The organism is Paraburkholderia phenoliruptrix (assembly GCF_019511605.1).
GTDB lineage: Bacteria > Pseudomonadota > Gammaproteobacteria > Burkholderiales > Burkholderiaceae > Paraburkholderia > Paraburkholderia phenoliruptrix_A.
Map to the genome: position 1 here is coordinate 71,375 of NZ_JAEUAV010000005.1, position 19,627 is coordinate 91,001.

General features: G+C 65.7%; 20 protein-coding genes. 5 read left to right on the plus strand and 15 right to left on the minus strand.

Annotated features, from left to right (window positions below):
* The first annotated feature begins 5 nt into the window (after positions 1–5).
* The 3 genes from JNB89_RS09445 (at position 6) to JNB89_RS09455 (ending at position 1,997) form a co-directional block, all read left to right on the plus strand.
* Entirely contained in the window at positions 6–299 is a 294-nt protein-coding gene (locus JNB89_RS09445; protein WP_013339239.1) for a PsiF family protein, read from the plus strand.
* Between the two features lie 288 nt (positions 300–587).
* Complete coding sequence (locus tag JNB89_RS09450) at positions 588–1,040, plus strand: hypothetical protein (RefSeq protein WP_220362022.1); 453 nt, start codon at positions 588–590, stop codon at positions 1,038–1,040.
* A gap of 369 nt (positions 1,041–1,409) precedes the next feature.
* Positions 1,410–1,997, plus strand: a complete 588-nt coding sequence (locus JNB89_RS09455; RefSeq protein ID WP_013339237.1) for a BPSL1445 family SYLF domain-containing lipoprotein — start codon at positions 1,410–1,412, stop codon at positions 1,995–1,997.
* Positions 1,998–2,417: 420 nt separating this feature from the next.
* On the opposite strand, the gene JNB89_RS09460 is transcribed toward JNB89_RS09455, so the two are convergent.
* The 11 genes from JNB89_RS09460 to mltG all read right to left on the minus strand — a co-directional run bounded on the left by JNB89_RS09460 (position 2,418) and on the right by mltG (position 13,957).
* Positions 2,418–3,485 (minus strand): glycosyltransferase family 4 protein, encoded by a 1,068-nt coding sequence (locus JNB89_RS09460; RefSeq protein WP_027211249.1) that lies wholly within the window; start codon positions 3,483–3,485, stop codon positions 2,418–2,420.
* 252 nt (positions 3,486–3,737) lie between these two features.
* Entirely contained in the window at positions 3,738–4,901 is a 1,164-nt protein-coding gene (locus tag JNB89_RS09465; RefSeq protein WP_220362112.1) for an AAA family ATPase, read from the minus strand.
* A 100-nt stretch (positions 4,902–5,001) separates the two neighbouring features.
* Positions 5,002–6,411, minus strand: a complete 1,410-nt coding sequence (gene otsA, locus JNB89_RS09470) for an alpha,alpha-trehalose-phosphate synthase (UDP-forming) (RefSeq protein WP_220362023.1) — start codon at positions 6,409–6,411, stop codon at positions 5,002–5,004.
* Between the two features lie 300 nt (positions 6,412–6,711).
* On the minus strand, positions 6,712–7,980 hold the full coding sequence (locus JNB89_RS09475) for a mechanosensitive ion channel family protein (protein ID WP_220362024.1): 1,269 nt from the start codon (positions 7,978–7,980) through the stop codon (positions 6,712–6,714).
* 465 nt (positions 7,981–8,445) lie between these two features.
* Entirely contained in the window at positions 8,446–8,802 is a 357-nt protein-coding gene (locus JNB89_RS09480) for a Rap1a/Tai family immunity protein (RefSeq protein WP_007181973.1), read from the minus strand.
* 155 nt (positions 8,803–8,957) lie between these two features.
* On the minus strand, positions 8,958–9,713 hold the full coding sequence (locus JNB89_RS09485) for an ankyrin repeat domain-containing protein (protein WP_220362025.1): 756 nt from the start codon (positions 9,711–9,713) through the stop codon (positions 8,958–8,960).
* A 45-nt stretch (positions 9,714–9,758) separates the two neighbouring features.
* Complete coding sequence (locus JNB89_RS09490; RefSeq protein ID WP_135893637.1) at positions 9,759–10,550, minus strand: TatD family hydrolase; 792 nt, start codon at positions 10,548–10,550, stop codon at positions 9,759–9,761.
* A 33-nt stretch (positions 10,551–10,583) separates the two neighbouring features.
* A complete protein-coding gene (locus JNB89_RS09495; RefSeq protein ID WP_220362026.1) occupies positions 10,584–11,108 on the minus strand; it encodes a GNAT family N-acetyltransferase in 525 nt (174 codons plus the stop codon).
* An 80-nt stretch (positions 11,109–11,188) separates the two neighbouring features.
* Positions 11,189–12,232, minus strand: coding sequence for a DNA polymerase III subunit delta' (locus JNB89_RS09500; RefSeq protein WP_220362027.1), 1,044 nt, complete (start codon positions 12,230–12,232; stop codon positions 11,189–11,191).
* Between the two features lie 93 nt (positions 12,233–12,325).
* Complete coding sequence (gene tmk, locus JNB89_RS09505) at positions 12,326–12,946, minus strand: dTMP kinase (RefSeq protein ID WP_220362028.1); 621 nt, start codon at positions 12,944–12,946, stop codon at positions 12,326–12,328.
* Positions 12,947–13,957 carry an endolytic transglycosylase MltG gene (gene mltG / locus JNB89_RS09510; RefSeq protein ID WP_135893633.1) on the minus strand — a complete coding sequence of 337 codons (1,011 nt, stop codon included), beginning with the start codon at positions 13,955–13,957 and terminating at the stop codon, positions 12,947–12,949. It abuts the gene before it with no gap.
* 77 nt (positions 13,958–14,034) lie between these two features.
* Here mltG and JNB89_RS09515 point away from each other — a divergent pair, with 77 nt between their 5' ends.
* Complete coding sequence (locus tag JNB89_RS09515) at positions 14,035–15,159, plus strand: YgfZ/GcvT domain-containing protein (protein WP_220362029.1); 1,125 nt, start codon at positions 14,035–14,037, stop codon at positions 15,157–15,159.
* Positions 15,160–15,363: 204 nt separating this feature from the next.
* Positions 15,364–16,296, plus strand: a complete 933-nt coding sequence (locus JNB89_RS09520) for an NRDE family protein (protein WP_220362030.1) — start codon at positions 15,364–15,366, stop codon at positions 16,294–16,296.
* On the opposite strand, the gene JNB89_RS09525 is transcribed toward JNB89_RS09520, so the two are convergent.
* The 4 genes from JNB89_RS09525 to JNB89_RS09540 form a co-directional block, all read right to left on the minus strand.
* Positions 16,297–17,256, minus strand: a complete 960-nt coding sequence (locus JNB89_RS09525) for an alpha/beta hydrolase (protein ID WP_220362031.1) — start codon at positions 17,254–17,256, stop codon at positions 16,297–16,299.
* 111 nt (positions 17,257–17,367) lie between these two features.
* Positions 17,368–18,261, minus strand: a complete 894-nt coding sequence (locus JNB89_RS09530; protein ID WP_220362032.1) for an SDR family oxidoreductase — start codon at positions 18,259–18,261, stop codon at positions 17,368–17,370.
* 65 nt (positions 18,262–18,326) lie between these two features.
* Positions 18,327–18,485, minus strand: coding sequence for a hypothetical protein (locus tag JNB89_RS09535; protein WP_220362033.1), 159 nt, complete (start codon positions 18,483–18,485; stop codon positions 18,327–18,329).
* A gap of 58 nt (positions 18,486–18,543) precedes the next feature.
* Complete coding sequence (locus JNB89_RS09540; RefSeq protein WP_220362034.1) at positions 18,544–19,542, minus strand: NADP-dependent oxidoreductase; 999 nt, start codon at positions 19,540–19,542, stop codon at positions 18,544–18,546.
* Between the last annotated feature and the right edge of the window lie 85 nt (positions 19,543–19,627).

The window sequence follows — 19,627 nt, forward strand, 5'->3', positions numbered from 1 at the left end:
GTCACATGAAAATGCAATCTGCAATCGCGGCCATGGTGCTCGGCGCCGTACTCGTTTCCCCCGCGTTCGCCCAGAACAGCCAGCAGACCAAAATGGCCGACTGTAACAAGCAGGCCGGCGACAAGAAAGGCGACGAGCGCAAGGCGTTCATGAAGAGCTGCCTGTCGGCCAAGCCGGCCGCTGCGCCGATGAGCCAGCAGGACAAGATGAAGGCATGCAACGCCCAGGCGACCGGCAAGAAAGGCGACGAGCGTAAAGCGTTCATGAAGAGTTGCCTCTCCTCTGCACCGGCCAACTGATCGCCGGATTTCCCACACGCGCCGCGCTTCTCTTTGCTTATCTTCTCGCTTCTCATCCCCTGCTTCTCGCGCGGCGCGGCGCGCCATTCCCGTAGCGCGCTGTTGCGCCTCGCATTCCGCACTCCCGGTTGCGCCTTTCCGGCGCGCGCTTCGCTTCCCGTCCTGGACCGCTCGCCCGAACGCGGCGTTTTTCTTCTATGATGGCTGCGGAGACGGCCCACCCCACACAACATTCATACGGGCCGCCATCTTGTCGTTGATGCCGCAAAGCATCGATTGGAGGCAAGGATGGTATCGAAGCATAAAAACCGCTGGTTGAGGCGGTGGCTGGTCGTCATCGTGTTTTGGGCGGTGCCCGTGGCGATCGTTGCAGTCAGCGAAATTCGCGAGGAGATGGCCTACAACGCCGTCGACCTGGAGCGTGCGCTGACCACCTGGAATTTCACCGACGCGCAACGGGCAGCCGGCGCTCCCGCGCGTTGTCACGGCAAGCCGGACGAAGCGCAAGCGGCCGGTTGTCCCGCCGACGTACTGGCGGCCAATGCGCAGCGCCAACAGGACGCCCGCAATGAATACAGCGTGCGCCGCTCTACCCTGATGATCTATCTCTGGCACGCGTTCGTTGGCTACTGGGTCGTGCCGGCGCTCGCTCTGCTTTTCATCGGCGTGCTGATCGGCGCAGTGCGCCGCGCTCTGCGGCGCCCGCCATCGGTCAAGAGCCCGGCCAAGCACGGCGGTTGATCCGCCCGGCACCCCTCTCTGTGCGGCGCCAAGACAACACTTTTCGGCCGACGCCAGCGCGAAATACAGCAGGCGCGAGTCGGTAAAAAATGGAGCACGGCGCACCTTTCGCGGGCGTCTGCCCGCGCCTCGGGCGCGCGAGGCGCGCTGCGCCGAAGCCCGCTCGACCACGCTCGTACCCAGCTCGCGAGGGCGGCCGCGGGACCGGTCAAATTTACAGCCGGCTCTTTTCGATCTGCCGCAAAGCCCCGTCACATAAGGCTTTTGGCCTTTCGAGCGAGGGCGCCTTTTAGCGCCCCGTGTGTTATAACTCAAAGGCACCCGCGCGATTTCTCGCGGTTGCGCCCCGGAACCATACGGAGAAAAACGATGCAAAGACGACACTTCATGTTGAAGACAACCGCTGCGCTCGCTTTCGGAGGCCTTGCTCTCGCCGGATGTACGACCAACACCGGCGGCCGCGATACGGCCGCTACCGATTCGTCCAAACGCCGCTCGATCGACGCGGACGTCGACGGCACCATGTCGCGGCTGTACACGACCGTGAAGGGGTCGCGCGAACTGGTTGCCAAGGCGCGCGGCGTGCTCGTGTTCCCGTCGGTGCTGCAGGCTGGCTTCATCGTCGGCGGCCAGTACGGCGAAGGCGCGCTGCGTGTGGCCGGCACCAGCGTCGGCTACTACAGCACGATTTCAGGCTCGTTCGGGCTGCAGGCCGGCGCGCAGTCCAAGGCCATCATTTTCCTGTTCATGACGCAGGACGCACTCGACAAATTCCGCAACGCGGACGGCTGGTCGGTGGGCGGCGACGCATCCGTCGCGCTCGTGAAAATGGGCGCGAACGGCGCAATCGATACGAACACGGCCACGGCACCCGTCGAGGTATTCGTGCTGACCAATGCCGGGTTGATGGGCGACCTGTCCTTGCAAGGCACGAAGGTTACGCGCCTGAAGATCTGACGTTGAGCGCGAAGCGGGCGGGTTGCGTCAGCGGCCTCGCCCCGCGTCTGGGAGCGGCGCTCCGCTGGTGGCCTGAGCCGCCGGGCTGGCGCCGGCGTTGGTCCGCGTTGGTCCGCGTTGGTCCGCGTTGGTCCGCGTTGGCCTGCGTTGGGCCGCGTTGGGCCGCGCTGGTTTGCGTTGGCCTGTTTCGCAGGGGTGTCCTTTTCTACTACGTGCATCGCCACGCGGGCTGTTGTTAGCAGCGGGTTGACCTCGCCTCGCGCGGTGCAAGCGCAACGGCCGGCGCCACAGCGGTTCGCGACCAGGGCTTCTCGCAGCAAGGCCGGCGCTCACCACGAGCGCCGGCCCTGTTTCACTGTTCACCGGGTATAGCCGCACAAGCCGGCTTCACGGCAGCCCGCCCGCCGGCTCACGCCGGGCTCAGCGCCCGGAGCTATCCACTACCTTGAAGCGCGAACGTTTCTGCGCGCGAATCACCGACTGATACGCATCCACATATTGCTGTGCCATGCGGTGCGACGTGAAGCGTTCCTCGAAGCGCTGCCGCACGCCCGCACGCGGCATTCTGTGCAGGCGATTGACGGCCGCCACCGCGCCGATTTCGTCTTCGACGATAAAGCCGGTCAGCCCGTCTTCGAGCACCTCCGGCACCGAGCCGCGATTGAACGCCACGACCGGCGTGCCGCACGCCATCGCCTCGATCATCACGAGGCCGAACGGCTCCGGCCAGTCGATCGGAAAGAGCAGCGCATGCGCGCCCGAAAGAAATTCGGCCTTCTGATGATCCGCAATCTCGCCGATGAATTCGACGTACGGCAGGTCGAGCAGCGGCCGGATTTCGCGCTCGAAATATTCGCGATCCGCGGCGTCCACCTTGGCGGCAATGCGAATAGGCATGCCGCACCGCCCTGCAATGCGGATAGCCGTGTCGACGCGCTTTTCCGGCGAGATACGGCCAAGAAATGCGAGGTACTTCTGCTCGACCGGCTGCGGCGTATAGAGCTGCTCGGGCAGGCCGTGATACACGGTGGTCAGCCAGCGCGCCTGCGGCAGCGGATGGCGCTGCGCATTCGAAATGGAAATGACCGGCGCGGAGTGGAACGTGTCGAACACCGGCTGCTGCTCGGGCAAGTCGAGGCGCCCGTGCATCGTCGTGACGAAAGGGGTGTCCTGGCGCTGGAACACCGAGAACGAGTAATAGTCGAGGTGAAAATGCAGGACATCGAACTGCTCGGCCTGGCGGCGCACCAGTTCCATCAGCAGCATGTGCGGCGCCACGCGGTCGCGAATGCCCGGGTCGAGCCGCAGCGCGCGCGGCCACACCGGCTCGAGCTTCGCACTGGTGACGGAGTCGCCGCTTGCGAACAGCGTCACGTCGTGGCCGAGTTCCACCAGCGCTTCGGTGATGTACGACACGACGCGCTCTGTGCCGCCATATAGCTTCGGCGGCACGGACTCGGTCAACGGGGCGATCTGCGCAATCTTCATAGTTGTCTCCGTGAACTGACGGCTCGCGCCGCGGCTTGTGCCGAGGTCGCTATGCGGTGCCGCCAGCGGCGCCCTGGCGAGCGCCGGTCTACGATCAATGCACGGTGGCCGCGCACGAGCGCGGCTGGCATCGGAGCATTATTCCCTGGCAGGACTTAAAAAGCGCCCAGTATTGCATTTCATGGGAGCTGTTACATCTAGCTTACAAGCCGCCGGGCAACGAAATAACCGCCGCATCGCGCGCCGCGTAGTTCAGCGCGACGGCCACTTCCACGCCGGCATGTCGCGGTCGTCGGCATCCGCAAGACGTGTGGCGCCAAAATGCTTTTCCAGCACGAGCGACTCGCTCGCCTCCTCCCGCTCGAGCGCTGCGATCAACCGCGCCGCGTGCGAGACGACCAGCACCTGAGAATGCGCAGCGGCTTGCGCGATCAGGCGGGCCAGCGCCGGCAGCAGATCGGGATGCAGACTGGTTTCCGGCTCGTTCAACACCAGCAGCGCCGGCGGACGCGGCGTGCGCAGCGCGGCCACCAGCAACAGATAGCGCAGGGTTCCATCCGACAACTCCGCGCCCTTTAGCGGACGCAGCAGGCCATGCTGGTGCATCAGCACTTCGAAGCGGCCGTCCTGCGCCGCGATTTCGAGGCGCGAGCCGGGGAACGCATCGTCGATGGCGGCGTCGAGCGCTGTGGGATCGCCAATCTCGCGGATGGTCTGCAACGCGGCAGCGAGGTCGGCGCCGTCGTTGGAAAGCACCGGCGTATGCGTGCCGATTTGCGGCATGCGCGCCGGCGCGTTCGAATCGGTCCGGAAGTAATCGTAGAAGCGCCACGCACGAATCTGCTCGCGCACCGCGATCATTTCAGGCGCGCTGCGCGGGTCGGCGAACTCGGTCATCATGCTGTCGAAGCTGGCAACCGGCTGCGGCACCGTTTGCCATGCGCCGGTTTCGTCACGCGTGCGCAGCGCAGCGCCCTGCCGGTCGACGAGCAATGCGGACGGCCGCAGCACCGGCCCGCTCCAGATGCATTCCCGTTTGATCACGGGGTCCAGCACGAAGCGGCTGGAATCCGGAAGCGGGAAACCAAGATCGATCGCATAACTGAACCGTTCGCCGGCGAAGCCAAGCCTCAAGCTCACCGGTGCATTGCGCCGCGTGCCCTGCACTTCGGACTCACCGCTCAGCATGCTGCGCGAGAAGCGTTCCGGGCCGGCCCATAAGGTCGACGGCAGGCCGCCTTCGCGCGCGAGCGAGGTGATCACGCCGCCGCGCGCCGTGTCGGCGAGCAGCCGCAGCGAACGGTAGACGCTCGACTTGCCGCTGCCGTTCGCGCCGGTAATGACGTTCAGCCGCCCGAGCGGCACGATCAGTTCGCGCAGGGACCGGTAACCGGCGATGGCAAGCGCGCTCAGCACGCAGCCACCCGCGAACGAAAGCACCGGCGATGCGCGGACGCTGCCCGAGAGGAGACGCCGTTGCCGACCGCGTTCGGCCTTCTACGCAAGCTCCCGCTCATCACCGATGCCCGCCGCCCGTGGCCGGCTTCTGCAACGGCACGCTGCGCAGGTCATGCAGGAAGCTGTCGCGCCACACGCCCAGATCGTTCTTGCGCAGCGCCGCCATGTTGATCTCGTGACGCCGCTGGCGCGCGTCCAGCGGCATTTGCAGCGCGCGCTGCAAGGCCTCGCACATGCCGATCGCATCATGCGGATTGACGAGCAGCGCGCCCGTCAACTCGGCCGCCGCGCCCGCGAAAATGGACAGCACCAGCACGCCGGGATCGTCGGGGTTCTGCGCCGCGACGTATTCCTTCGCGACGAGGTTCATGCCGTCGTGCAAGGGCGTCACAAAGCCGATCTGCGACTCGCGAAACAGCGACATCAGTTTCCAGCGGTCGTACTGCTGGTTCAGATACCGGATCGGCGTGTAGTCGAGGCCAGAATAGCGCCCGTTTATGCGCCCGGCTTCGTACTCCAGGTCCTGGCGGATCTTCTGATAGGTCGCGACGTCCGAGCGCGTGGGCGGCGCGATCTGCACGAGCGTGACGTTGCCGCGCCATTCTGGCGAGCGTTCCAGCAAGTGCTCGAACGCGCGAAAACGTTCCACCAGTCCTTTTGAATAATCGAGCCGGTCCACGCTCATGATCAGCTTGCGGCCTTCCAGGCTCTGCTTCAGATCGAGCACGTGCTGACGGCTTTCATAGCGCTTCGCCTGCTCGGCAATTTCATCAGGAAACACGCCAATGCGGTAGACGCCCGTGCGCAGCTTGCGGCCGAACGCTTCCACCACGCCGTTCGACACCGTGCCGCGCGCGTGGCGGGTCACGTAGTCGTGAAAGGCCTGTTCGTCGGTTGCGGTCTGAAAGCCCAGCAGGTCGTAGCAGGACAGCGACTTCACCAGCTCTTCGTGAGGCGGAATGTTGAGCAGGATCTGCGGCGACGGAAACGGAATGTGCAGGAAAAAGCCGATGCGGTTCGTAATACCTTCGCTGCGCAGCGCCTCGGCGAACGGGATCAGATGGTAGTCGTGAATCCAGATCACGTCGTCGGGCTCGAGCAGCTTGATGAGCTTGTGCGCGAGCCACGCGTTCACGCGCCGGTAGCCGGCGTATTCCTCGCGCTCGTAGCGGGCGAGGTCGTTGCGGTAGTGGAATACCGGCCACAGCGTGGCATTCGAAAAACCGCGGTAATACTGGTCGTAGTCCTTGCGGGTGAGGCCCACGGTCGCAAAGGTGACCGCGCCGTCCTGTTCCAGTGTGGGCCCGGCGTTCGCAACGGTCTCGCTGACCACGTCACCGCTCCAGCCGAACCACACGCCTCCCGCGTCCTTCAGCGCGCCGAACACGCCGACGGCGAGGCCGCCCGCCGATCCTTTGGTTTCCGTCGGCGTTGCGACGCGATTCGACACGACGATCAGTCGGCCCATGTTGCAAGTCCTCCTTGTTTTTCGCGCGGCATCCGCCTGGGTGCAGCCAACGCCCGCCACGCAACGGATGCCGGGAAACTTCTCGCATGGTGCACGCCATGCCGCGCATGGTTAATACAGTGAGTGGTTGGTTCGACCCTTTGTCGAACGATCGGTTGCATCGGTTGGCCATCCGGCCAGGGCTCGATGCGCGTGGCGTCCGTTTCCAGCGGGCCCGCTGTGGCGTGCCATGGCGTGGCAGCGTGCCGTGGCGGGCCGTTCATGCGCTGCGTCGTGAGGCGCACGAGTTCGCGCCGTGCATCAGGCCGTTTCCTTCGCGTTATGCGGCGACGCAGTGGAAGCGGACCAGGCCCCGGAAGCCGACGCGGGTGCCGGCCCTGGGCGGCTTGCCACCGGGTCCGCCTCGGTATGCGCCGCGGTGCTGCCGGCCGGCGTGCGCGCGCGGCGCGGCACCCAGTCGAGCGGCTCGCCGTTGCCGTGCTCCACGTTTTCAAGTTCCGCCGACACCTCCGCGCGCGAGCGCGGCAGATACTGAGGATAGTGTTTCTGAATGAAGTCGATCAGCCCCTCGCGCACGCGGCAACGCAAATCCCAGTTCAGCCCCGAATCGAGGGAACTGACGAGCGCGCGCAACTGCATCGAGCGCTCGGTGCCCTCGGTGACCTGCAGCACCTGCACCCGCCGGTCCCACTCGGGCGCCGCCTCGACGATGCGCGCCAGTTCCTCGCGCAACGGCGCGAGCGGCATCCGGTAATCGACGTAAAGAAACACCGTGCCGATGATCTGCGAGCTGCTGCGCGTCCAGTTGGAAAACGGGTTTTCGATAAACCACTGCAGCGGCACGATCAGCCGCCGCTGATCCCACAAGCGCACCGACACATAGGTTCCGGTGATTTCCTCGATACGTCCCCACTCGCCCTGAATCACCACCACGTCGTCAAGACGGATCGGCTGCGACAGCGCGATCTGCAAACCCGCGATCAGGTTGCCGAGCACCGGCCGCGCAGCAATACCGGCGACCAGACCGGCCACCCCGGCGGATGCGAGCAGGCTCGCGCCGATCTGGCGCACGTTCGGGAACGTCATCAGCGCGCCGCCGACGCCGACAATCACGATCACCAGCATGACCGAGCGCGCGAGCACTCTCGCCTGCGTGTGGATGCGGCGGGCGTGCAGGTTGTCGGCGGTATCGAGCGGATGAGCCTGGATGATCGCCTCGCCGATGGCTGCGGCCGAACGCACGGAGAGCCAGGTCAGCGCGCCGATCAGCGCGATCGCCGCGGCGTCGCGCAGCGGCGCGATGAAGGTGAGCGTGTCGGGCGCTTCCCACCAGACGGCTTCGAGCGCAACGATCAGCAGCACGAACAGCGCCGGCTTCTCGATGTAACGCAGCACGACACTGGTAAGCGGATAAGGCCGGGCGATGCGGGTGACGATGCGCGCGCCCACGCGGTGCACGCCCACGGCGATCAGTCCCGCGATGAGCGAGACGAGCAACGCGCCAGGCCAGGTGTGCAGCGGAGCTTCGGCGATGTGATCCAACTGGTCGAGTCGATCGAGAAAAGCCATGTAGGACCGTTTCCTCCTCGCTTGAATGTGGATGGGCCGGCCGCGCATGGCGCGGCAACGGCACGGGGACGATGCGCGCGGCGCGATTCAGCCGGCCGGCACGCCCGCGTAACGGCGCGGAACCGTAGTTCCGCGCAAGGGCTCGAAGAAGCGCAACCCGGGCAACCGGGCGGGATCGAGCCCAATGAAGCGCAACTGAGGCGCAACTGAGGCGCAAGCGGAGCACGACTGAAGCGCACATGACGCGCACCTCACGCGCTCGGTGCAGCGCGCGGAGCGAACCGTGCGCCCCGCCAGCGTGCCGGCCGCACCCGCGAACGGCGGTGCCCCGGCTCATCATGTTGAACGCGTGTCCGGAAATGCGGACTCACGCGGCGAAACAAAAAACTGTGAACAACCGTTAAAACGTACGCGAAGCTGACAGCCCGCCGCAAAGCGCGCGAGCCGCCTGCGTTCAGCTTCGGCTCAGCTCCCGCTCTTGCAAGGAAACGCCTTGCCGAGCCCGAGCGAAATCGCCGTGCTCGCGTTGTAACCCGCCACGTTCGGATTTTCCGCGATGTACTTGCGCACAGCGTCCGTCAATTGCGCCGAACGCGCGTCCTGAGGCAAACAGAAATACTGACCGACGCGCGGGCCGGTGGTGCCGCCAATCGCGTCGATGGTATTGAAGATGCCGTCGGCGGCACCCTCGATGTACGCGGCGCACGCGCTGCGCGAGGCCACGTCGGTCTTCGTGCACAGCTTGTTGAGGTCGCCTCCCGTAAACGCGGCCGCCGATAACGGTACGGCAAACGCGCTGGCGAAAATCAAAGCCCGCAGCATGGTGTTCCTTTCCAGGGTCGTTTATCAGGCGGTCTGCTGCCGCATCGGACGGTGCGCGCCCCAGGGCGCGCCAAAACCGTCATTCTGCACTGTTTTCCGGCGCGGCAGCACGCACGCGCCGCTATCTTCAGGCAATAAGGTACGGAACCTGCGCGTTACTTAGGCTGCGTCTGCTGCATTTGCTGCAGGCGTGCGGTCAGGCCTTCGACCACGTCCGGCTCCTTGTAGGTCTTCGCGAAGTCGAGCGCCGTCAGGCCGAGCTGATTCTTCACGGTCAAATCGGCGCCGTTGTCGAGCAGCAGCTTCACCGTCGACACGTGCCCGCCGCGCGCGGCCATCATCAGCGGCGTGGTGCCGTTGGGCGAACCGGCATCCACGTAAGCGGAGTTGTCGAGCAGCAGTTTGACGATGTCGTCGTGACCGTTTGCGGCCGCGTAGTGCAGCGGCGCCCAGCCCTTCTTGTTGACCTCGGCGTCCTTGGCGATTAGCTGCTTGACGAAGTCCAGGTCGCCGTTCAGCGCCGCCATCATCATCGCGTTTTCGCCGGCCTTGTCCTCGATCTCGACGTTGGTCTTGGGATTCGCGAGCAGCAACGCGCCCACCTTGTCGGACTTCTCGCGCGCGGCCAGCACCAGCAGCGGCATGCCGTAATTGTCGACGCTGTTCGGGTCCATGCCTTTGGCGAGCAGTTTCCGCACGCCGTCGACATCGTCGAACTTGACCGACTTGATCAGCGAGTCGATCGGCGCGGCCACGGCCGCCACCGGCACGGCGATGAGCGAGGCCAATGCGGCGCACGCAAGCGTCGCTGCCATCGCAACGCGCGAGACACGGCGGCGCGCCGGCGAACCTTGGGAAAAGCGCGTCGTGCGCGAATGCGGTGCGTGGGTCAATGTCGGTTCGTTCATCATGTTTTACTTTAGAGTTCTGCCCTATCCTGTTGATTCTGCTACGTTCTATACACCAGCCGGAGCCGGAATCCGGAACAGGCGGAAGAAGTTCTGCGTTGTCGCGGCGGCCAGCGCCTCGTCGGTCATGTCGCGTTGTTGCGCGATGAAACGTCCGACATAACTCACGTACGCAGGTTCATTAGGTTTGCCGCGATACGGCACGGGCGCGAGATACGGCGAATCGGTTTCGATCAGCAGGCGCTCCAGCGGCACGCGGCGCGCCACGTCCTGCACGTCGGTCGCGCTCTTGAACGTGACGATGCCCGACAGCGAGATGTAGAAGTTTTGCGCCAGCGCCTGCTGTGCGACCGTCCACGGCTCGGTGAAGCAATGCATGACGCCGCCCGGCTCGCTCGCGCGCTCCTCGGCCATGATGCGCAGCGTGTCTTCCGACGACGCACGCGTATGGATGATGAGCGGCTTGCCCGTGGCGTGCGCCGCGCGAATGTGCGTGCGAAAGCGCTCGCGCTGCCATTCCATGTCGGCAATCGAGCGGCCTTCCAGACGGTAATAGTCGAGGCCCGTTTCGCCGATCGCGACGACCTTGGGGTGCTGCGCGAGTTCGACCAGCTCCGCGACGCCCGGTTCGCGCATGTGCTCATGGTCCGGATGCACGCCCACCGACGCATACACGTTCTCATGCCGGCTGGCGATGTCGAGAACGGACGGCAGCGTTTCCAGATCCACCGACACGCACAGCGCATGCGTGACCGAGTGGCTGCGCATGTTCTCGAGCACCTGCGGCAGGCGCTCGGCGAGTCCTTCGAAATTGATGTGACAGTGCGAATCGACAAACATGGTGGTGTCCTGCAAATGGGTACCTGAAGCGGATCAACCGGCCGCGGCGGAGGCGTCGAGGCGCTTGCCGAGGATCACGAGGTCGCGCTCCACGCCGTCGAGCACGGCCACGCGCGGCAGCGACCCCCACGTGTCGAAGCCGAAACCGCGAAAGAGGCGCAGGCTCGCCTCGTTGTGGCCGAAAATGAAGCCGAGCGCCGTGTCGATGCCGAGCGCTGGTGCCGCCGTGAGTGCCGCAGCCAGCAACTGCTTGCCAAGGCCCTTGCCGCGCGCGCGTTCGTCCAGATAGATGCTCAGTTCCACGGTGCGCTGATAGGCCGGACGGCCGTAAAAGTCCGAGAAACTGAGCCATGCGGTCACGCGGCCCGGCTGCCCGGCGTCTTCGACCACCCACAGCGGGCGTTTGTGCGGCCCATGCGCGTGAAACCACGCAACCCGGCTCTCGATGCTGACAGGCTCGAGGTCGGCGGTCACCTGGCGGGAGGCGACCGTCGAGTTGTAAATGGCGACGATGGCGGGCAGATCGTCGAGCGTGGCATCGCGGTAGGACAGGCTCATGGTGCGTTCAGGTTGAAATGAAGGACCGGCGTACGGAAAACGTTCGATTCGAAGCCCGCTGGACGCCGCGGGCCGCGCCGTCATGCAAAAAGCTCGCGGTAACCGAGAAACAGCTCCTCGAATACGAGCCGCGCGTTCAGCGGGTGATTCTCGACCGCGCGCTGCCGCGTGACGGTGCGCATGAAGCGCGCGAACGCGCTCGCGTCGGCCTGCGCCGCGCAGCGCGCGAGCGCCGCCGAGGCCTGCGGAAAATAACGCGGGGCACCCGCCGTGCGCTGGGCAAGCAGGTCGTAGGTCCAGCGCTGCAGCCAGCCGAGCACCAGCGGCACCGGCAGCTTCTGCAGCGCCTCGCCGCACGCAAAGGCGTCGCATTCGGGCCCTGCGGCGAGTTGCTTGAGCGTCCAGTCGCGCAACGCACGGTTTTCGTCGCTGGCGAGCGCGAGCGCGGTAAGCGGCGCGCCGCCTGCTTCGGCGAGCAGCGCCTGGGCCTCCTCCACGCCTTGCGCGGCGAGCCACTGGGTTGCGACTTCGGATGCCGGCAGGCTCATTGGCCATTGGCGGCAACGGCTGATGATAGTCGGCAACAGCCGGTCGATGCGCGCGGACACCATCAGAAACACCACGCCCGCCGGCGGCTCCTCGAGCGTCTTCAGGAGCGCATTGGCTGCCGCGACGTTCAGCGCTTCGGCCGGGTACAGCACCACCACGCGGGCGCCGCCGCGGTGCGAGCCGACGCCGACGAAGTCCAGCAAGCCGCGAATCTGCTCGATCTTGATTTCCTTGCTCGGCGTGCGTGTTTTTTTACCTTCGTCTGCATCGGACTTGTCGGCTTTTTCCGCTTTGTCGTCCGCGCCGTTGCCGATGCCCGCTTCAGCGGCAAGCGCCTCGGGCACGACGATCCGGTAATCCGGGTGATTGCCCTGTGCGAACCAGTTGCACGCGACACACTCGCCGCACGGCTCGCCGTTCGCCTGCTGGGCTTCGCACAAAAGACCCTGTGCGAGGTGCTGCGCAAAGCGCAGCTTGCCGATGCCCGCCTGGCCATGCAGCAACAATGCATGCGGCCAGTGGGCACGCAACTGCTGCAGGCGGTTCCAGTCATCGGTCTGCCACGGATAAATCATTGTTTGTCTTTGAAATCAATTGGTTGCAAGCAAAATCCGAGAAACTACGCGATGCAGCGGCGCTTTGTTAGCAACGCACATAGGGCTATAAAATCAAAGCTTTGCGAGCAGATCTTCAAGCTGTTTCTGGATTCGGAGGATGCTCTGCGACGAGTCAATGATAGCGAACCGATAAGGCGCCTCCTCGGCGCGGCGCAGGTATTCGGCGCGCGTGCGCTCGAAAAAAGCCGCCGATTCCCGCTCGAAACGGTCCGGGTCACGGGCCGCGCTGCGCCGTTCATTGGCAATCTCGGGCGCGAGGTCGAACAGCACCGTCAGATCCGGCTGGAAGCCGCCCTGCACCCAGCGCTCCAACGTTTCCAGCTTGTCGCGCGGCAGGCCGCGACCGCCGCCCTGGTAGGCGAAGGTGGCGTCGGTGAAGCGGTCGGACAGTACCCAGTCGCCGCGCGCGAGCGCCGGCTCGATCACTTCTGCCAGATGCTGGCGGCGCAGCGCGAACATCAGAAGCGCCTCGGTTTCCAGATCCATTTTCTGATGCAGCACGATTTCGCGAATCTGCTCGCCAAGCGGCGTGCCGCCGGGCTCGCGCGTCATGACGACCGAGCGGCCGGTGGCCGCCACCTTCTGCTCGAGCCGCTCGCGGAACCAGGCGAGATGCGTCGTCTTGCCGGCGCCGTCTATGCCTTCGAACGTGATGAATTTGCCGCGCGCCATTTATTGCCCTCGAATATATTTGTCCACGGCCTTGTTGTGATCGCCGAGTGTGTCGGAAAAGATGCTGCTGCCGTCGCCGCGCGAGACGAAGTACAGCGCGTTCGTCTGCGCCGGGTTCATCGCCGCCTGCAGCGAGGCGACGCCGGGCAGCGAGATCGGCGTGGGCGGCAGGCCCATGCGGGTGTAGGTATTGTAGGGAGTGTCCGTCTGCAGGTCCTTCTTGCGGATGCGCCCGGTGTAGCTCTCGCCCATTCCGTAAATGACCGTCGGGTCGGTCTGCAGCGGCATGCCTACCCGCAGACGGTTCGCGAACACTGCCGCGACCATCGGGCGGTCCGACTTCTTGCCGGTTTCCTTTTCGATGATCGAGGCCATGATCAGCGCCTCGTATGGCGTTCTGTACGGCAGATTGGGCGCGCGCGCAAGCCATGCTTCGTCCAGGCGCACCCGCATCAGGTGGTACGCGCGGCGGTACACGTCCAGATCGCTCGTGTTCTTGTCGAACAGATAGGTGTCCGGGAAAAACAGCCCCTCGCCGTTGCCGAGCGACGCTTCCGGCGCGCCGATCGCGCTCATCAGTTGGGCATCGTTCATGCCTACGCTGTCGTGCCTGAGCGCGGGGTTCGCGTCGAGTTCCGCGCGCATGCGCCTGAAGGTCCACCCCTCGATGATCGTCGCGACATACTCGTTGACGTCGCCGCGAGCAATTTTTTGCAGCACTTCGTAGGGCGTCACGCCGGTCTTGAACTCGTAGTTGCCCGACTTCAGTTCGCTCTGAAGCCCGAGCAGCCGCGTCATCGCGATAAACAGCTCCGGCTCGACCGGCACGCCGCCGCGATTGAGCTGCAGCGTGACGCTGCGCAGGCTGCTGTGCGGTTTGACGGTGACGTCCAGTTGCGCGGGGTTCAGCTCGAGCGGGCTATTGGCCCAGTGGTATCCGCCAGCAATCGCAGCTGCGGCCAGCACGAGAACAATCGAGCCGGCGATCAAACATTTCTTGAAGAGGGACATGAAAACGTGGCTGGGTTGGACTGCATATAATACTTGTTTGCCTTAGCCAAAGTCAGAATTGACTGTTCCCGGAATCCATGACCACACCGCTCGCTACCGCTTCAGGCAATCCTTCGGCCGGTTCCCCGGCGACTCCCGTGGGCAGCTCTTCGGGCGCCGCCCCGGCCACATCGGCCGGCGTGGCGTCGAGCGCGGCCGCAACCGCGCTGCCGGTCCTGCCGCGCCCGTCGGCCGATGAGTTCGACGCCGCCCTCGAACACGGCGCCTTCACGGTGCTCACGCAGTTTGGCGTCATCGACGCAACCGGCGACGACGCGGCGGCGTTTCTGCACGGTCAACTGACGAACGACACCCAGCATCTCGATGCAGCCAACGCGCGCCTTGCCGGCTACTGCTCGGCAAAGGGCCGCCTGCTCGCCTCGTTCCTGACCTGGCGCAGCGGCGACACGCTTCGCCTGCTGGTTTCGAGAGACCTGCAGGCGGCGGTGCAAAAACGCCTTTCCATGTTCATCCTGCGCGCCAAGGCGAAACTCGCCGATGCCAGCGGCGAACTCGCGGTGATCGGCCTTGCGGGCGACGTGCGCAAGGCGCTCTCGGGCGTCTTCGACGCGCTGCCGGACGGCGTTCACGTGAAGGTGGACGGCGCGGCCGGCTCGCTGATCCGCGTGCCCGACGCGTTCGAGCGCCTGCGCTACCTGTGGATCGGGCCCAAGGCGCAGATCGAAGCGCATCTGCCCGCGCTCGGCGAAAAGTTGCAGCAGGTCTCGCCGGCGGTGTGGGACTGGCTCGACATCCGCGCGGGCGAGCCGCGTATCACGCAGCCGGTGGTCGAACAGTTCGTGCCGCAAATGGTCAATTTCGACGTGCTCGGCGCGGTCAATTTCAAGAAGGGCTGCTATCCCGGCCAGGAAGTGGTGGCGCGCAGCCAGTATCGCGGCACGATCAAGCGGCGCACCTCGCTCGCCAACGTGGCGGGCGAGCTGGACACAGTGAAGGCGGGCGTCGAACTCTTCCACTCCGACGACCCGGGCCAGCCGTGCGGCATGGTGGTGAACGCGGCGTCGGCGCGCGACGGCGGCGTCGACGTTCTGGTGGAGATCAAGCTGGCCGCGCTGGAAAGCGGCTCGGTGCATCTCGGCGCTGCCGACGGCCCGGCGCTGCGCTTTCTCGCACTGCCCTACGGACTGCCCACCGAGGTTTGAGCGGAGCATTACTGCTTTCGACGCCGCGGCCGGCCGCAGTCAACGCGGCGGCCGAGGTGGACCGGCTGTTGGGCCGCTGTTGGCCCGCTGTTGGCCCGCTGTTGGCCCGCTGTTGGCCCGCTCTTGGCTGGCTCTTGACCGGCCTTCTCGCCTGCATTCCTGCTCGCCCTTGCGTTTTGACGCAACAACCGGGAGAGGTCCCCGATGTGCCTGATCGTGTTCGACTGGCGACCCGATGCGCTCGACGGTCCGCTCTTCACGCTTGCCGCGAATCGCGACGAATTTTTTCGACGCACGGCCCAGCCGATCGGCTGGTGGCACGACGCGAGCGGCGTGCTGGCGGGCCGCGACCTGGTGGGCGGCGGGACCTGGCTCGGCATGTCGCGCGACGGCCGCTTTGCCGCGCTCACCAACTACCGCGCGCCGCACGACATGCGCGTGGATGCGCCGACCCGCGGCACGCTCGTCAGCGACTGGCTGAGTTCCGGGCGCCCCGGCGTTCACCTCGCGCCGGGCCGGGGCGAAACCGACGTCAACCATAAGGCCCCGCGCGAGAATCAAAGCGACGCCGGGACCGGCGAAGACAACGTCGGCGCGGAGCACGAATCTCCCCTTGCCTACCTGCACCGCGTCGCGCGCACCGGCGAGATCTACAACGGTTTCAACCTGCTGGTGAGCGACTGGAAGCGCCGGGAACTGGCGTGGTACTGCAATCGCTCGAACCTCGCGCCGACGCTGCTCGCGCCCGGCACGCACGGCATCTCCAACGCGATTCTCGATACCCCGTGGCCCAAGCTCGTCAGAAAGCGCAGCGAGCTGCGCGAATTGCTCGCGCGCGATCCGATGCCGCCGCTCGAACGTCTGATCGACCTGATGCGCGATCCGCGCGTGGCGTCCGACGCCGAGTTGCCTTCCACCGGCATTCCGCTCGAACGCGAGCGGGCGCTCTCGGCAGCGTTCATCGAAACGCCCGAGTACGGGACGCGCGGCACGACAGCGCTGCGGGTCGTCGCCAACGGCGAGATGGTCAGCGTGGCGGTGGCGGAACGCAGCGACGACAACGGCTCGCACCGCATCGTGCGACCCGGCGATTTCGAACGCAGCTTCGCGTTCAACGTCGAGCGGCAGATCGCCTAGTCAGTCTATGCGCCATGCTGCGCGCAGCGCCGCTGCGGCATCCGCATGCGCCTGCGCGACGTCGGGCACGTAGCCGCCCATCTTGAAGAATTCGTGGATCATGCCCGGATAGCGCGTGAGCGTCACCGCATTGCCCGCGCTACGCAGTTTCTCGGCGTAGGCGTCGCCTTCGTCGCTGAGCGGGTCGTATTCGGCGGTGGCTATCCAGGCCGGCGCAAGACCGCCGAACCCGGGCGCACCGCGCGTGCCGTCGAGCGGCGCGAAACGCCAGTCGTCGCGATCGCCGGGGTCGCGCACGTACTGGTTGAAGAACCATTGAATCGTATCGCCCGACAGCAGAAAGCCATTGGCAAGACGCGAGTGCGAATCGGTCTGCTGATAGCCGGTGGTGCCCGGATAGATCAGCAATTGCAGCGCGAGCGGGATACCGGCGTCGCGCGCGAGCACCGCGCACACCGTCGCGAGCGTGCCGCCTGCGCTGTCGCCGCCCACCGCGAGCCGCGCCGCGTCGATGCCGAATTCCGCCGCGTGCGCGTGCAGCCAGGTGAGCGCGTCGAAAGCGTCGTCGACGGCGGTCGGGAATTTGTGCTCGGGCGCGAGCCGGTAATCCACCGAGAGCACCGCGCATTGGCCGTCGCGCGCGAACATGCGGCACAGTGCGTCGTGCGTGTTGACGCTGCCCACGGTGAAGCCGCCGCCGTGATAGTAGACGAGCGCCGCGGCAGGCTCGGCCCAGCTCGGCTCGCTCGCGTGATAAAGACGCGCGCCGATCGCAGCGCCGTCGCGTGTGGGAATGCGCAGGTCTTCCACGGCGAACATGGGCGCCGCTGGAATCTCCAGAATCGGCGCGCTTTTTTCATACGACGCGCGCGCCGCTTGCGGCGTCATGTCGTGCAGCTGCGGGCGCCTCGCGCGCGCGATCATGTCGAGTACCTGCTCGATCTTCGGATTCAACGGCATGTGACGTGAGATGACGTGTGACGGCGCGCAGGCGCCCAAGGTTGACGATAGGTGGAGACTGCGGCTGGGCGGGTGCGAGACCTCGGCTGCCGCATCGCCCGGTAGCTGACTTCAGTCCGCGCCCGCGCTCTTTACTTCCGGCTTCAGCGACATGGGATCGGTCGGGTCGCGCAATTGCTCGATGTCCGCGTGACGCAGCTTGACCGTCGCCATGATGGCCGGATGCGTGATGATATAGAAACGCCGCTCTGCGATGGCCTGAAACGCGAGCCCGGCGACCTCGGCGGCGCTCAGCTTGCCCGCCTGCACCGCGCGCTGCAACTGCTTGCCGGCGGCGATCTGCGAGCGCGTCGCGCGGCCCTCGTTGCGCAGCCCGGCGGGCCGTGCGCGCTCGGCGTCCGCAATGCCGGTCGGCACGAAAGCCGGACACAGCAGCGAACAGCCGACGCGAACACTGGCGTCGCGGCCGGCCTGCGCGAGTTGCAGGTCGTGAAAAAGCGTTTCGGTGAGCGACACCACCGCGTGTTTCGAAGCGTTATAAACGCCCATTGCCGGCGGCGACAGCAGCCCCGCCACGGAAGCCGTGTTGACGATATGCGCGGGCTCGTTCTGCGCGAGCATGATCGGCGTGAACGCCCGCACACCGTGCGCGACGCCCATCACGTTCACGCCGAACACCCACGACCAGTCGTTGGCCGAACTCTCCCACACAAAACCGCCCGAGCCCACGCCCGCATTGTTGAAAAGCAGATGGACCTTGCCGAATGCGTCGAGCGTGGCCTGTGCGAGCCCATCTACCTGCGACGGATTCGCGACGTCGGTCGGCACGCCGATCGCGTCGGCGCCGGCCGCGCGCAACGCATCGACCGTTTGCGCGAGCGCCTCGGCGTTCACGTCCGCGAGCACGAGCTTCATGCGCAGCGTCGCGGCCTGTTGCGCGAACGCGCGACCGAGGCCGCTCGCCGCACCGGTAATGACCGCGACCCTGCCGGCAAATTCGAACATCCGTCGACTCCTTGATGCGATGATTCTTTGTATGCGATTCGATGGGCGGCTTGTGAAGCGCCTCGCTAAACCATTCGTTGCTCGACTTGCTGCAATTGATTGGGCGGCTCGCTGAGCGACTTGTTGAGCGACTTGTTGCGCGGCTCGCTCGGCGGCTCGTTAAGCGACTTGTTGAGTTGCTCGTTGAGTTGCTCGTTGAGCGGCTCGCTAAGCAGCTCGCTCATCACCTCGACCAGCGCATCAAGCAACGCTTCGGCGCCCCGCCCCGACGAGCCGCCCCGCTCAGATCAGCTTGACGAGCTGCTTGCCGAAATTCTTGCCCTTCAGCAAACCGATGAACGCCTCGGGCGCGGCGTCGAGCCCTTGCGCGATGGTCTCGCGATACTGCAGCCTGTTTTGCGCGACGAGCGTGCCGAGCTGCTTGAGCGCTTCGGGCCACACGTCCATATGCTCGCTCACGATGAAGCCTTGCACGAGCAGCCGCTGCGTGAGTATCAGCGACGGCTGCCTGAGCGGCACCGGCTGGCCGTCGTAGCCCGCGATAAATCCGCACAATGCGATGCGGCCGAACGCATTCATGCGCGCAAGCGTTGCGTCGAGCACCTCGCCGCCGACGTTCTCGAAGCAACCGTCAATGCCGTTGGGCGTCGCCGCCTTCAGGTCCTGATAGAGGTTGCCGGCCTTGTAGTCTACGCAGGCGTCGAAGCCCAGCGTCTCTACCACATAACGGCACTTCTCTTCACCGCCCGCGATGCCCACCGCGCGGGCGCCAGCGAGCTTCGCCAGTTGGCCGACCACGCTGCCCACTGCGCCGCTCGCCGCGCTGACCACCACCGTTTCACCCGCCTTCGGCGCCACGATGCGGTTCAGCCCGTACCACGCGGTGACGCCCGGCATGCCCACAGGTCCAAGATAGGCCGACAGCGGCACGTGCGTGTCGTCGACTTTCTGCACGCCTGCGCCGTTCGACGTGCCGTATTCCTGCCAGCCGAACATTCCCACCACCTTGTCGCCCACGGCGAACTTCGGGTTGTTCGACTCGATCACTTCGCCGACCGTGCCGCCGATCATCACTTCGCCGAGCGGCTGCGGCGCGGCGTACGACTTGCTGTCGTTCATGCGGCCACGCATGTACGGGTCGAGCGACAGGTAGTGATTGCGCACCCGCACCTCGCCCTCGGCAAGCGGTGCGAGCGGCGTCTCGACGAGGCGGAAGTTATCGGGCGTGACCGCGCCTTGCGGACGCGAAGCCAGCACGAACTGGCGGTTGATCTGGGGCATGTCGATCGTCTCCTTGGTTGCGGATTGGCCGGATCTGCTGATCGTACTGACTGTGCTGCTCGCGGTGATTGCGCTGAGCGTGCCG

Excerpts from the sequence above, each read along its gene's own strand:
- JNB89_RS09445 (WP_013339239.1), top strand. The coding sequence starts at position 6 with ATGAAAATGCAATCTGCAATCGCGGCCATGGTGCTCGGCGCCGTACTC.
- JNB89_RS09450 (WP_220362022.1), top strand. The coding sequence starts at position 588 with ATGGTATCGAAGCATAAAAACCGCTGGTTGAGGCGGTGGCTGGTCGTC.
- JNB89_RS09455 (WP_013339237.1), top strand. The coding sequence starts at position 1,410 with ATGCAAAGACGACACTTCATGTTGAAGACAACCGCTGCGCTCGCTTTC.
- JNB89_RS09460 (WP_027211249.1), bottom strand. The coding sequence starts at position 3,485 with ATGAAGATTGCGCAGATCGCCCCGTTGACCGAGTCCGTGCCGCCGAAG.
- otsA (WP_220362023.1), bottom strand. The coding sequence starts at position 6,411 with ATGGGCCGACTGATCGTCGTGTCGAATCGCGTCGCAACGCCGACGGAA.
- JNB89_RS09475 (WP_220362024.1), bottom strand. The coding sequence starts at position 7,980 with ATGGCTTTTCTCGATCGACTCGACCAGTTGGATCACATCGCCGAAGCT.
- JNB89_RS09480 (WP_007181973.1), bottom strand. The coding sequence starts at position 8,802 with ATGCTGCGGGCTTTGATTTTCGCCAGCGCGTTTGCCGTACCGTTATCG.
- JNB89_RS09485 (WP_220362025.1), bottom strand. The coding sequence starts at position 9,713 with ATGATGAACGAACCGACATTGACCCACGCACCGCATTCGCGCACGACG.
- JNB89_RS09490 (WP_135893637.1), bottom strand. The coding sequence starts at position 10,550 with ATGTTTGTCGATTCGCACTGTCACATCAATTTCGAAGGACTCGCCGAG.
- JNB89_RS09495 (WP_220362026.1), bottom strand. The coding sequence starts at position 11,108 with ATGAGCCTGTCCTACCGCGATGCCACGCTCGACGATCTGCCCGCCATC.
- JNB89_RS09500 (WP_220362027.1), bottom strand. The coding sequence starts at position 12,232 with ATGATTTATCCGTGGCAGACCGATGACTGGAACCGCCTGCAGCAGTTG.
- tmk (WP_220362028.1), bottom strand. The coding sequence starts at position 12,946 with ATGGCGCGCGGCAAATTCATCACGTTCGAAGGCATAGACGGCGCCGGC.
- mltG (WP_135893633.1), bottom strand. The coding sequence starts at position 13,957 with ATGTCCCTCTTCAAGAAATGTTTGATCGCCGGCTCGATTGTTCTCGTG.
- JNB89_RS09515 (WP_220362029.1), top strand. The coding sequence starts at position 14,035 with ATGACCACACCGCTCGCTACCGCTTCAGGCAATCCTTCGGCCGGTTCC.
- JNB89_RS09520 (WP_220362030.1), top strand. The coding sequence starts at position 15,364 with ATGTGCCTGATCGTGTTCGACTGGCGACCCGATGCGCTCGACGGTCCG.
- JNB89_RS09525 (WP_220362031.1), bottom strand. The coding sequence starts at position 17,256 with ATGCCGTTGAATCCGAAGATCGAGCAGGTACTCGACATGATCGCGCGC.
- JNB89_RS09530 (WP_220362032.1), bottom strand. The coding sequence starts at position 18,261 with ATGTTCGAATTTGCCGGCAGGGTCGCGGTCATTACCGGTGCGGCGAGC.
- JNB89_RS09535 (WP_220362033.1), bottom strand. The coding sequence starts at position 18,485 with ATGAGCGAGCTGCTTAGCGAGCCGCTCAACGAGCAACTCAACGAGCAA.
- JNB89_RS09540 (WP_220362034.1), bottom strand. The coding sequence starts at position 19,542 with ATGCCCCAGATCAACCGCCAGTTCGTGCTGGCTTCGCGTCCGCAAGGC.